Raw genomic sequence first — 13,156 nt, 5'->3', positions numbered from 1 at the left:
CTCAGAGGGAGAATAACGCTGATTACCTATATTATCCGCTGGCTGGCCTTTTCAGGTCTCTATACCCTGCTGGCACTCCTGAGCTTTCACACGCGGGATAGCTGGAGCCTCTCCACTACGCTCTGGCTCCCGGCGCCGTTACTCTTCGCCGCATTATGGCTGACTGCTCCGCGAGAGTGGCCGCTATGGCTGGCGACCGCTGGTTTGTTGCACGTGTTTGTTGGCGTCTGGATAGGTCGCCCGCTGGCGCTGGCGAGCCTGTTCGCCCTCTTCGACGTCGCGATTTTTCCGTTATGCGTTGCCGTCTTTCGTCTGAATGCGCAACTGCCTGCGCTACGTTTTGCACGCCACCCCATTATTCGAGAACTGATTTATCCCCTGCAATTAACATTCAGTATTTTTTGTGGCAGTTTGCTGCTTAATCTGGCGCTGTTACTGTCAGGCTATCCGATTGCGCCACTGCATTTTTTTTCCTGGGTGCTGGCGGCGTTAACCGGCATTCTCGCCATCTTGCCGCTGTTGCGGGAGAGCAAAACGCCTGCACGTCAGCAATTTAACCGGCGGGACGGTCTGCTCCTTGCCGCGAATACGCTTGTGCTGATGACAGGCTACTTTTTCCTGCCACCGCTCTGGCAGGGGCTAAACCTTCTGCTGGTACAAACAACAGTGGTATTGCTGAGCGTGTTTACGCTCTCCGGACGTGGCGTTGGCATTCTGCTGCTTATTCAATACCTGATTGTGATGCTGGCAACCCAGCAGCGGGAAGGGATTTTTTACACACTGACACCCGATCTGATCCCCGCTATCTGGCAGGCACAGTGGTATCTGGTATTTTCGGCGATTTTTGCCAACTGTTTATCGCAGTATCGCCACTGGATCCAACTGCAACAGGCTCATGCGGCCAGCACTAATGCCATCATTAATCGCCTTTCGCAAACTGGTGCGAGCGTCGTGTTTCGTCTCTCGATGCCGGAGGAGGAGATCCACTGGCAAGGTAGCACGCAAGCGCTGTTCCCCGATGAGGAAAAGACGCTGAGCACCCTGACGCTACTGGACGCCCATTGCGATACGCCATTCCTGCCCTATTTTCGCACCTGGTATTCACAGCAATCCGGAAACAGCTTTACCCGGGATATTGTCCTGCAAACGCTGCATGGGGGGAAGATGCGCGGGAGGGTGATGTTTCAAAGGATTGGCAACACCGCGCATCTGATGGGAGGAGTGAGCCTCTCTCTTACAGCATCCGCTGCAGGATCTCCCGCTGCCCGCTAAAGGTGTATTTTAACACCGCCGCGACATGTCCAAGCAAAATCACGCCCAGCAGAATGCAGCTGTAGCGATGCACCTGGAAGAAAAACGCATTGACTTGGGCGACCGTAATCGGGCGAGAAACCGGCACCAGACCAAACAGGTTGTAATCTTTTTGTAGCATCAGAAAACCGCTGATCAGCACCACCATAATAGTCAGATAAAACAGCTCATGAATAAATACCACCAGCTGCTTTTTACGTCCGGCTACCGTTGCCGGATAGGGTACCGAAGGGCGGAAGAAACGCCAGACGAACCGCACCAGCATGATAGGTGTAGCGATGGTGCCAAGCGACATATTCAGCACAGAAAAGAAGGTAAACCACTGGGTCCCTTCCAGCACGTGCAGAATATAACCCATGCACATCGCGTAGATAATGACCGCGGCGACCACCCAGTGCAGAAGGCGAGAAAAGAGGTCATATCGTTTGGCTGTAACCAGAGAAGTTTGCATCGTTGTTGTCCTGTAAACACAACAGCATGGCTCCCTGAGAAGCCATGCTGTTTAGAAAACCTGTTATTCCGCTTTCCACAAGCTGTTTGCCCGATCCGGCGACCAGTGGCTGGCTGCGGTATGGCCATTCAGGCAGCGGTAAACTTTGCCGCCGTAGAGCACTTTATCCCCCACCGCGTAGCCTTTACCTGGGGTGAACGCGGCGACGTTGCCATCCTGACCGCCCTCTTCTCCCGTCCCATCGTCACTGTCAGGCACGGTGATGGTCACCGGCTGGCTTGGCACGGCGAAGTTGTTCGCTGCATCATAGGCAATTACGGTATAGCGGTAGCTCATGCCCGGCTGAGTTTGGCTGTCGGTTAAGCCGAGTTCACGGGTATCGCCAATCTTTTCCAGATCACGCCAGATGGCGTACCCCGCCACGCCAGTATTATCCTGAGCAGGCTGCCAGCTAAGCGAAACAGCCGTTCCCGTCAGTGTTGCCTGTACGCCCTGCACCTGCGTTGGCGCCTGGCTATCCGTTTCATCGCCCCCATCTGGCAAACTGCCATCAAGGATGCTCTGATAGCGGGTCAGAAATTCATAGCCGTAATGCTGACCGTTTTTCTTGTTCCCGTTATCCCAATTAACTGACCAGGTCATGAGGCCTTTTATCGCTTCATTTTTTGCTTCCAGACGCGAAAGCGCGTTAAAGACACTCTGCGCATCTCTCACATAACCGGTTCCTGCGGCATCCGGGTTGGCAGGAAGACCAATCACCAGCTTATTCGCCGGGATCTTCACATACCCGCGCGTGCCGTTTGCGAGGCTGTCGGTGAGATAGTAAAGGAATAGTTCTTTTTGGCGGTCGCTGTAGCCTTTCCCCCACTCCTGAGGCAGCCACCACTCGCCCACTTCTTCCTTCTCTTCAGGCGTCATCATATTCACGCCGTCGCCCGCCTGGTTGTAGTATTGAGGGGCAATAAAGTCATACACACCCTCAAGATTTTGCAGATAGGCTTTGTAGTTCACGCCGCGATCGGCCTGAAGATAAGGAAATTCTGGCGCCATACTGATGATGAAATGTTTACCTTGCTGCTGATAGTGGGCTCGCACCATTTTCAGCGCCGCCGGTATCACCGTACTGTTATCAGCGGCAGTGATGGCCGACTGTTCCAGGTCGATATCAAGACCGTCAAAACCGTATTGTTCGGTCAGACGAATGATCTCATCCGCGAGCGCCTGTTCCTGGCCTTTGTGCAGTTCAATGTGCGCGTCAGCGCCGCCCAGTGAAATTAACACCGCGCGCCCCTGCTCGTTCAGCTCAGCAATCTGAGCGCGAAAATCTTCATCAGTCGCATTGTAGGGTTTGAAGGTAGGAATATTACCGCTCTGCCCGTCCATGACTTTCATAAATGAAACGCTGACGACGTTGTAGCCTTTCGGCACTTCACGCAGCGACATATCAGAAGGTAGTCCCCCCTGATACCCGCGCGCTTTGTCTATCTCTTCCGGGTTGATTCCCCAGTTATGCCAGTAACCCACAAGGATTTTTTTCTGACTGATATCTGGCATCAGTGAGGCGGTATCTGTTACAGCCGCATGGCTAAACGTGCTGACCAGCAATCCACTTAACGCCAGGCCAGCGGCAATTGCGCTCAGAGATATTTTCTTTTGCTTTGACATGGGAGATATCCTGCTCCAGGTTTAATAATGAAATCCTGTTCCGCAAGATAGGATATTCATCAGCCTGTAAACAGGAGAATGGCTAACAACTTCGGCAGATTTAAAACCTTGTCAACCTGGATATTTCTTACAACAAAATCAGCGTGCAATTATTTATACTCACACATCGCTACCCAGTTATCATTCACTTTCATTAGCCAGCTATTCTTATTAATCGGTTTGAATAACAGATTCATATACTGATTATCCTCGCTGATCAGAAAGGTCTTCTCCGGGAGTTGATCGCCAACGGCGATTTTTAATTCTGCCACCCGTCCATTGATGACATTTCCTTTCTGGGTCACCGATGTTAACTGTAAGGTTCGATTAAAGACCCGATTTCCGGCCTCATCCGTTTTTACACCAAATAACGTTAGCCGGTGTAGCTTTGGCCACCAGGTGATCATGCCATTAAACTGATAATGCTGCAGGGTTTCATCGATAAATTTGCCATTACGAATGACGCTGCTGCATGGCTCGATGGGCACCTCTTTACTTTCCAGGTAGTCGCTGGTCAGGTAAGCCAATGCACCTCCCAGCAAAACGCTGATGCAAACCATCAATATGACGAATAGTATTCGTAACTGCATTTTCCCTCCTTAGATAGTTCACCTTCACATTGCGCAACAAACACTTTCGGACCGTTCGAGGCGATGTAAACATTATTAATGCCCTTAGGCAGCGCATGCCGCTTTCGCGCCAGCGCCTGCTGATCGGCACTACGCAGAGAAGAGAGATGAAACGTCACTCCATCCACGTAAATATTTTCCTGAAAGGCCTGCGGCATGTCCGTCGTCCAGACGACTACCAGCGCTGGCAGGATAATCAACAAACTGCACAGCACCGCCAGCAGCCCCCCGTTTTTACGCGACGGCGTTGTCATCGGCCCCGCCGGGATAGCAGGCAATGACGAGCAGTCAACGGCTGTAGGACAAGGCGCCTTATCAGGCTCTTCTGGCAGGCATGCAGCCTTATTGTCCAGGGTTTCACAGGGTGCCAACACCACACCATAACGGGGAATGGTTTTAATGATCGTGCCTGGCAGGCCGGCATTTTGTAGCTTGCGGCGCAGCATTTTTATCAACTGGTGATAACTGGATTCGCTAACAATCATCCCCTGGTTGAGCCATATTTCTTCAAATATGGTCTCTTTTTTACATTTGCCGCTGAGGATCAACTCCAGCAAACGACGCTCGTTGGGTGTCAGGTGTATATCACCATGATCCACGGTTGCCAGAGATGATTTTTCCGGTACGAACGTTACTGACGCTGAAAGAGAGATTTCTTCGCTATTCACGGGTAGGTCCTGGGTGATAAAATTACAGCGTTCAAATTGTTATGACGAAACAGTGCAGGTATTAACACATCAGGAATAAGCTGAATGCTGCGTTAATACATTGACAGTTACGTATCTGTTGTCTACAGGCACAAATTAACAATGTATCCCTGTAAATGATAGTACCCTCTCCATTTGCTCTATTTTTCTGCCCTGATTTTTCGCGTTCCATTCATGATTTCAGAAAGTTTATTCTGAGCGACACCTGAGCAATACCTGATATTCAGCCTGAACAATAAGAAATGCCTTGCTGATCCCGAGAAATATCGCTCTCCATGCCGCTATTTCGTGATAAATAATCCTTTATTCAGCTGCTCAGAAAAAAATCCATTTTGTAAAATGTGAAATTTTGGATACTTCGGTTTTCGGTTTTCGGTTTTCGGTTTTCGGTTTCAATCAGAATCGACTTATCTTCCTTACAGCTATACAGCCCACCACTTTTTAGCTACTCTTTTTTACTTCACTCTGCTCTACACTTTAAGAGTGAAGCTGAAGCGCCATTCGCGTCGCGAAGACGTGCTGAGAATACCTGTTTTTCCCTTACCGGATCGGATGTCATGCAAAAAACCGTTCTGATTGCCGACGACCACCCTGTCTATTTATTAGGCTTGCGCACATTGCTGCTGACGCGCCCGGACCTTTATCAGGTCGTTCACGAAGCGCTTAGTTCTGATGAACTCATGGACAAACTCGCACGCGAACCTGTCGATATCATCATCACTGACCTGAGTATGCCCGGCACGAGCAACCCGGACGGATTATCCATGATCCGCTCGCTGATTCGCCATTATCCACAGAGCAAGATAGTGGTCGTCACGATGATCACCAATCCTGAGCTTCTGGACTCGTTGCGTCGCAGCGGGGTACATGCCGTCCTTAACAAAGCCAGTTTGTCCAACAATTTGCTGCAGACACTGCGCAGCGCCCTACGGGGGCATGTCGAACCGTTGAAGCCCCAGACGCAATTGACCGAACGGGAAACAGAAGTGCTGCGCCTGCTGGTGCGCGGTTTCACCGTGAACGAGATCAGCGCTCAGCTTAACCGTACGAAACAAACCATTAGCACGCAAAAAAAGAGTGCCATGAGCAAACTCAACGCCAGAAATGATTTTGAGTTGCTCCAGTGCGCACAAAGTCTGGGACTGGTTAGCTGAGCATGCACAGAGGTTGGCTGGCGACATTATTTATCTTCGTGCTGATAAGCGGACATGCAGCGGCGAATGTGCTACGCGTTGGCCTGCTGAGCGCCGCGCCGCCTTTTCTCGTTATCGATCGGCCGCCGGGGATTCTGGATGATGAACTCAGCATATTATTTAGCAATACGACGCTGCCGCATGTTCAGCGCTTTAGCGACCCGGCATCGGCGCTGGATGCGTTGAAGCGGCATCGCATTGATGTGGTAATTGCCGCCCAGCGTCCAGCCGCTGGGCTGGTATCCAGCGAGCCGATGCTTACATTCCCGCTGGCCTCCTTGAGCATAAAAGAGGGACGCGGCGGTACGTTGTGCTTTCCGGAATTACCGCCAGAGGTCACGACCCGCTGCTCTGCGGCAGGTTCAGCCTCACCGGGAGAAGACGTCAGGCAGTTGGCTGCCGGGAAAGCGCAAGAACTCATCGCTCCGGCATTTATTCTGCGTAACTGGCTGACCCATTCCCCCGCCACCACGTTAACCCTGACGCCGCTGGATGATACTCCACCGCTACATTTTCGTGCCTGGGCACTGCCTGAGCAGGCAAACACGCTGGAAATATTCAACGAGCGCATTCACACCATTAATCCAGAAGACGCTGAATGGCTGGAGCAAAAGTGGCTTTTGCCAGATGGTAGCGTCTTTGACGCCCGTCATTCCCCCGTTCAGGAAGATGCGCCAAAAATCGCGCTGCATGTTTTGCTTCCAGCCATTGCATCGCCAATGGTAACACTCACGTCTGACGGGCATATTCAGGGCGTATGGCGCGATCTGTTGCTCAATCTGTTTCCGTCCAACCTGTTTAGCCTAACCTTCAACCTTGATACGCCTCCGCTTCGGTATGCGCAGAACACGTTGCGCATTGCCGCCAGTGCGACGCCACCTTCAAAGAATGCCATCACATTTGACTCACTGAGCTGGGCCCTGCTCAGCAACGACAGCGACCCGCTTTCCGCCACCTTGTCCGCATTGCGGCATAAGCGAATTGCCGTCATGCGCCTCTCGCCACTCGCCACGTCACTGCGTCAGCTGTTACCGGCAGATAACCTGGTGCTGGTTGACTCGCTTAATCAAGGATATGAGTTACTCAAAGCCGGAGGGGCTGATGGCCTTGCTGGCGATGCCTTTATACTCCATCACCTGCTGCGCCAGCATAACGCCAGTAACCTGTCACTGACGCCACTGGCGCTGCCGGAAGTGCCATTATGGTTTGTACCAGATATCTCTGATCCGACGGATGCCAAAAGAGTTAGCGCGGTCCTGGCGTCCGTGACGCAGGCGGATATTTACGCAAGCCTTAACCTGTCGCTGACTGAACAGACGCCAGCTTCTGCCCCAGTGCGCTCGCTATGGCTGGTGATGCTCGCCGTAGTGGCAATTTGTGCGGCATTGGTCGCCCTACTGACCTTTAGCGCCGCGCAGAATCAGCGCCGCCAGCGCGAGCGGGACACGGCAGAGTTACACAACGCGCTTTCCCTGTGGCAAACCCTGATGAACAATGTCCCGGTGCCGCTGTTTGTCTGCGATCCGGCCGGACGCCTGACGCGCTATAACGATACCTTTACGCACTCCCCTCTGCTCACAACATTGCCCGAAGAGGGATCGCACTTTTCCTGCCTGCCGCTGGGCGAACTTGCTCAACGGTTTACGTTGCCGCATCGCCTCTCGCTGCTCCACACTGCGACACCGTTGACGGGTGAAACCACTCAGGGCAATACCACCCTCTACTGGTGGCTTTGTCGCTATACCGATACGCGCGGTAGGCCTCAGGGCATTGTCGGGGGGTGGGTCGACATCACTGAAAAAGCCGCGCTGACCGCTGCGCTCAACCAGGCTCTGGCGCAGGCGGAGCAGGCCAGTATCGAAAAATCGAACTTTCTAGCCCGCATGAGCCATGACATTCGCACGCCGCTTAATGCCATGCTGGGCCTGCTGGAGATGGAGCACGACAAAAGCGAATCTCTCAATATCGCCTGGCAGGCAGCGGGGTCATTGCGTGACGTGATTGGCGGCGTACTGGATTTGTCGCGCATTGAAGCAGGCGAGTTAAGACTGGAGCCACAACCCTGGCCACTGTGGCAGACGCTCAACGCCAGCACGAAGATTTTTGCCACTAGCGCGAAAGCTAAAGGTCTGCACTGGCGCAGCGAACTGAACGTGCCGCGCGAAGGTTGGTTCCTGTTCGATAAAGCGCGGCTGAATCAGATCATCGCCAATCTATCAGGTAACGCCATTAAATATACGCCGCAGGGAGAAATTACGTTCCAGGCTCAACTCCATGGAGAACATTTGCAGCTGCTGATTCGTGACACAGGCATTGGTATCCCGGCCGAGGCCCTGCCACACCTTGGTCAGCCCTGGTTTCAGACTGACAGCAGTACACCGCTAAGTAGCGGACTGGGCTTGGCGATCTGTTATCAGTTAGTCGAATTGATGGGAGGGACGTTGACGATCACCAGCGAAGTGGGGAGCGGTACACAGGTGACGGTGAGCATACCGTTGCCCCCCACCAACGCTGCCGCGACTGCCGATGAGACGCCTGTCTTTACGCCGCTCCCGCCGCACCGCATCCTGGTTGTCGATGATTTTCCGGCTAACCTGACAGTGTTAGCGCTTCAGCTGCAGGAGTTGGGTCAGGAGGTTATTCCTTGCGCAAGCGCAAGCGAGGCACTCGCGAGCCTGGAAAACAAGCCGGTTGATATCCTGATTACCGACTGCCAGATGCCCCTCATGGACGGCTATCAACTCACATCGTTGATACTTTTACGCGATATTGCCGGTACTATCAGCGCGCCCGCAGCTATCCTCGGCTACACAGCCAGCGCGCTGCAGGGAGAGGACGATCGGGCAAAACATGCTGGGATGGATGCGTTATTACGAAAACCGCTCACGCTCAATGCCCTGCATCAGGCGCTGGCGCATCATCACAACCTGCACAAGCAGGCGCCAGATCTCAGCGAGCTACGGCGTCTGGCCAATGGTCAACCGGAGATCATGACCCTGATGCGCCAGCAACTGCACGATGCCATTACCCTTGATATCCGACAGCTACAGGAAAACGCCCCGTCACCGCAAACGCTCAGCCAGCTCGCTCATCGTCTGAAGGCCTCCTGGAGTCTCTTTGCCATGCACAACGCCACTCGCAGCTGTCAGGGTATTGAAGTTCTGCCTGAGATGCTGGCGGCAGGGATTATAACGCCTGATATCCTGCCTGCGCTGACATCGCGTTTCTGTGCGCGAATGGAAGCGAACCTGCAGCAACTCGATGCCGCACTGAAGGAATTATCTGACAAGTACTAAAGAATGCTCTGCATAAGGTCTGTATCTTTCTGGTCATCCGGCGACGTTATCCCTACCGGCGCCCTCATTTTCGAAGGAGAAACCATGAAAGTTCGTATCGCTATTGCCGATGAGCATACCATTATTCGTCGTGGCGTCTTATCCATGATCACTAATATGCCGTCTCTTTCCAGCGACGGTTCCCCCCGCCCGGAATTTTGTATTCAGGGCGATACGGCGTCGCCGTCTGAACTGCTGTCATTGCTAGCTCAATATCCTGTCGACATTCTGTTTCTTGGCTTTTCTCTGGCCACCAGCCAAACCATTAATCCGCTCAACGGTATGGACGGCGTATTGTTGATTAAATGGCTCAGTCGTAAATATCCACAACTTAAAATCATTGTGCTTTCGCCCTATAAAAACACACAACTTATCCGTATGTCTCTGGAGGCAGGAGCCAAAGCCTATATCAGCCGGGATACCTGTGAGAAAACCCTGAGCAGAACGCTTGCGTCGGTAATCAATGGAGAAGTCTATATTGAGCGCGAGCTAATGCACTCCCTGTTCCAGACTGGCGGGCAAACGAGGCAAGAGCTTTCGCCCCGTGAAATTGATGTGTTACGCATGCTCTGCAAAGGAATGAGCCTGACAGAAATCGCCAGACAGCTGCATTTGAGTAATAAAACCGTCAGCGCCCATAAATTGCGCGCGATGGAAAAACTGGGGGTAAATAGCGACTGTCAGCTCTATTGCCTGCTCGCCAAAACGCAGATGTTCGATATTGCTATCTAAGATAAAAAAACCGCCTGTAAACAGGCGGTAGAGGTCAACGAACGCCTCAACTGTCGCTCTCTGCAATTAAACTCAGACTCAGAAATGGTATGTCATGGCTAACCACCAGATACGGCCCGGCTCAGGAATTTGCTGATTTGCCGCGTAGCCGAACTGGCTGGCACCTGCCAGATTGAGGTGCTCGCTGTAGTATTTATTGAACAGATTCTCGATTCCCACGCGGGATTCAAAATGGTCGTTAAATGTGTAGCCAGCACTCCATGAAAGCACGCCAAATCCTGCGCTCGGGCCGAGGTCCTGGCCGGTGACGTTACCTTTGTTTTGCGCCACACGATGCTGAGGCGCAACCACACGCCACAGTAATCCCGTGCGCCATTTTTGCCCGGTATAGTCTAGCGCCAGTCGCCCCTCCAGCGGTGGCATCTGTGGCAGCGGCTGTTTATCGGTACGATCCTCGCCCCAGGCGTAGCTCAGGCTCCCCGTCAGTGCCCAGTTCGGCATCAGGCTCCAGTTTGCGCCCGTCTCCGCGCCCATTACGGCGGCATTGATATTGCTGGCCTGCGACGGTGTGCGGCTATAATCAAACAAAATGTAATCGGCAGTCCGCCCGACATAGGCCGAAGCCCAGGCGCTGACCTTATCGCCGTGTAACTGCACGCCGCTATCCCACTGCAGGGTCTTTTCTGTTTTCAACTTACGAAAACTTTGCTGTCCGGCCTTACCGGAAAAAAGCTCCCAGTAGTCAGGAAAACGTTCGGTATAGCCTATGCCGCTATAAAACATGACGGGAGCATCTGGCACGCGATACTCATAGCGGGTAAACACGCCCGGTAGGAGGCTGTGTCGAGAGGCATTCTGTGCGCTACGCCTGTCGTCCGCGCGGAAGCTATCTATTCTCGCCCCCACGATGATCGTGTCGTCCGCCGTGACGGACTGGTGCCATTCACTAAACACACCCGCCTGGGTAAAACGGGCATCGTCACGCCACGTTCCGGCACTTTTTTTACGGTGGCTTTTGCGCATCACGTCTGCTCCGGCGGTAAGCGTAGTGGTCTCATCCTCCCACACGCCGCTCAACCGGCTACCCGTGACCACGCCACCAACTTCAGATTTACGCTTAGGTCCTACGGGCTGACGCAGGCTGTAGTTATCCATGATGTGGTCAGTATCATCGGTATAGAGCTGCCAACTGATCTTGCTGACATGCTCGCTCAAGTGGTGTTTTTCCAGTTTGAGCGCCGCGCTTTTATGGGCAAAGCGGCTGCCATCCATCATCCGCCCGACGTAGCGGGCTTTTCCGTCGCTGGCCCCCACGCTTAGCTCTGCCAGTGTGTCATCATCAGGCGTCAGCCCTACCGTGACGCCACTATTCCATTTGCGCCACAGCCCCGGTACGCGATTGCCGTGACCATCCTGGTAGTCATCCGCGATCGAATGATTACCGTCAAGACGGACATAGCCATGCGGGTTGCCAAATGCGAGATTAAGGTTTTGATCCGCGCGTCCGTTAGCGCCTTGCAGCAACTCTGCGCTTCCTTTGAGATCTGGCGCGCTGAAATAGTCCGGCTGGCGTTCAAAAAGCAGCGTTCCGGCGGACCCCATAGGCCCCCAAATCACACTTTGTGGGCCTTTAATGAGGGTTATCGTGTCGTAACTTTGCGGGGTAATATAGGCCGTTGGGCTATCCATGCGCGAGCCGCACCCCCCCTGGGTGCTGACGCCATCCGTAAGCAACGTCAGGCGGGAGCCGAACATCCCACGCAATACCGGATCGCCGTTACTCCCGCCGCTGCGTAGTATAGAAAAACCCGGTATGTTTTTTAGTGCGTCCGCGCCATCGCTGGCTGGCAATTGTTGCTCTGGGGTATGAGCTGGGGCGATAAATGACGCGGGATCGCGATAATGCCCCTCAACGGTTATCGACTCTTCAGCGTAGGTCGGCAAAGCGGCCGCACAACTGAGGACTAACAACAATGGACGGGAGGTTATCAGGGAGCGAATATCGCTCGCGGTGATACCAGACATAACACAATTCCGTTTCGATAAAGATAAATAAGCAAGGCGCTTATTGTCATCCTCCCCGGCAACGGAATACACGACCTGCGGGCAAGAATACCTTCAGGGAGATCAGGAAATATCTGGCGGACAACGGAAATCTCAGGCGCGTCATTCAGAGTTATTCGCCCAGGCGCGCCGTTTGCTGTCGCAAAAAATCCATCAACCTCAAACAGGCCGCTGAGAGCGGTAGTCCAACATTTTTGACGATGCCCACATCCATATAGGTAATGCAATCATCTATAGTTCGTCGGATCACGCGCTGACCATTGAGTGCCCATGGGCGATAGACCAGATCGGAAAGGATCGTAACGCCCTTTCCCTGCGCGACCAGACTTCGAATCGCTTCAAAGGAGTTGGTGCGAAAATGAATGTCAGGCTGACAACCCCGGCTTTGCCAGTAGTCGGCTATCACATCGGGATAGTCATCTGTTACCAGCAATAAAAACGGTTCCTTCTCCACCTCTTTTAGTCGAAGCTCCGGCCCGCTGAGGAGAGGGTGACCAATGGAGGTCCATAACCGGCGCGGCGAACGGATCCACGTTTCGACCTCAAGCGTACTATCGTGGCTAATGTTAGAGGTCAGCAGAAGACAAAAATCGAGCTCTCCCTGACGCAGAGCCTGAAGCAGTTGCGATGCAGGAGCTTCATGAAACACCGTCCCCAGCAGCGGAAAACGCTGTGCGATATCACCCCAGAGATCCGGCAACAGATAAGCGGAAAGGGTTTCGGCAATACCAATACGCACGATGCCGTTAATCGCCTCAGGCTGCTGATGGAGATCCTCCACTGCCACGTGGCTATCGTGAAGGATCTTGCGGGCATGGTTCAAAAATCGCTCACCGACTGGAGTTAACTGAATTCCCTTTGCATGGCGGATAAAGAGAGGGGCATTAACTGCGTCTTCCAGATTACGCATGGAAACCGTCATGGAGGATTGCGAAATATGACAACGGCTGGCCGCTTTGGAAATTTGTAATGTTTCCGCTAACGCAATGTAGAACTCAAGTTGCCTGAGAGTAAACTTCATAGTTTCAGC

Annotated in this window: 10 protein-coding genes; 4 read left to right on the top strand and 6 right to left on the bottom strand. The window is 53.1% G+C overall.

The features are described 5' to 3' along the window. Positions 1-213: 213 nt before the first annotated feature. Positions 214-1,272 (top strand): hypothetical protein, encoded by a 1,059-nt coding sequence (locus tag BH714_RS00140; RefSeq protein ID WP_040016734.1) that lies wholly within the window; start codon positions 214-216, stop codon positions 1,270-1,272. Here the strand turns inward: BH714_RS00140 and BH714_RS00135 are convergent. From BH714_RS00135 to BH714_RS00120, 4 genes are all read right to left on the bottom strand, one after another. Next, a complete protein-coding gene (locus BH714_RS00135; RefSeq protein ID WP_040016733.1) occupies positions 1,235-1,762 on the bottom strand; it encodes a cytochrome b in 528 nt (175 codons plus the stop codon). The genes BH714_RS00140 and BH714_RS00135 overlap by 38 nt on opposite strands. Before the next feature lie 63 nt (positions 1,763-1,825). Then, entirely contained in the window at positions 1,826-3,427 is a 1,602-nt protein-coding gene (locus tag BH714_RS00130) for a glycosyl hydrolase family 18 protein (RefSeq protein ID WP_418251695.1), read from the bottom strand. A 149-nt stretch (positions 3,428-3,576) separates the two neighbouring features. Beyond that, positions 3,577-4,056 carry a hypothetical protein gene (locus BH714_RS00125; RefSeq protein ID WP_140418757.1) on the bottom strand — a complete coding sequence of 160 codons (480 nt, stop codon included), beginning with the start codon at positions 4,054-4,056 and terminating at the stop codon, positions 3,577-3,579. Continuing rightward, positions 4,026-4,763 (bottom strand): winged helix-turn-helix domain-containing protein, encoded by a 738-nt coding sequence (locus BH714_RS00120; protein ID WP_040016731.1) that lies wholly within the window; start codon positions 4,761-4,763, stop codon positions 4,026-4,028. Before BH714_RS00120 ends, BH714_RS00125 begins: the two co-directional genes overlap by 31 nt. A gap of 596 nt (positions 4,764-5,359) precedes the next feature. Between BH714_RS00120 and BH714_RS00115 the strand changes: the two genes are divergently transcribed. The 3 genes from BH714_RS00115 (at position 5,360) to BH714_RS00105 (ending at position 10,062) form a co-directional block, all read left to right on the top strand. Further along, entirely contained in the window at positions 5,360-5,956 is a 597-nt protein-coding gene (locus BH714_RS00115) for a response regulator (protein WP_040016730.1), read from the top strand. Positions 5,957-5,958: 2 nt separating this feature from the next. Continuing rightward, entirely contained in the window at positions 5,959-9,291 is a 3,333-nt protein-coding gene (locus tag BH714_RS00110; RefSeq protein ID WP_040016729.1) for an ATP-binding protein, read from the top strand. An 84-nt stretch (positions 9,292-9,375) separates the two neighbouring features. Continuing rightward, complete coding sequence (locus BH714_RS00105; RefSeq protein ID WP_040016728.1) at positions 9,376-10,062, top strand: LuxR C-terminal-related transcriptional regulator; 687 nt, start codon at positions 9,376-9,378, stop codon at positions 10,060-10,062. A 78-nt stretch (positions 10,063-10,140) separates the two neighbouring features. Here BH714_RS00105 and BH714_RS00100 read toward each other — a convergent pair whose 3' ends face one another. Both BH714_RS00100 and BH714_RS00095 read right to left on the bottom strand, forming a co-directional pair. Next, a complete protein-coding gene (locus BH714_RS00100) occupies positions 10,141-12,087 on the bottom strand; it encodes a TonB-dependent copper receptor (protein WP_072040308.1) in 1,947 nt (648 codons plus the stop codon). A 151-nt stretch (positions 12,088-12,238) separates the two neighbouring features. Next, on the bottom strand, positions 12,239-13,147 hold the full coding sequence (locus BH714_RS00095; RefSeq protein WP_040016726.1) for a LysR family transcriptional regulator: 909 nt from the start codon (positions 13,145-13,147) through the stop codon (positions 12,239-12,241). Positions 13,148-13,156 lie beyond the last annotated feature (9 nt).

The organism is Enterobacter ludwigii, from assembly GCF_001750725.1.
In the GTDB taxonomy this organism is placed as follows: domain Bacteria; phylum Pseudomonadota; class Gammaproteobacteria; order Enterobacterales; family Enterobacteriaceae; genus Enterobacter; species Enterobacter ludwigii.
This window is presented reverse-complemented; position numbering and strand designations above follow the sequence as displayed.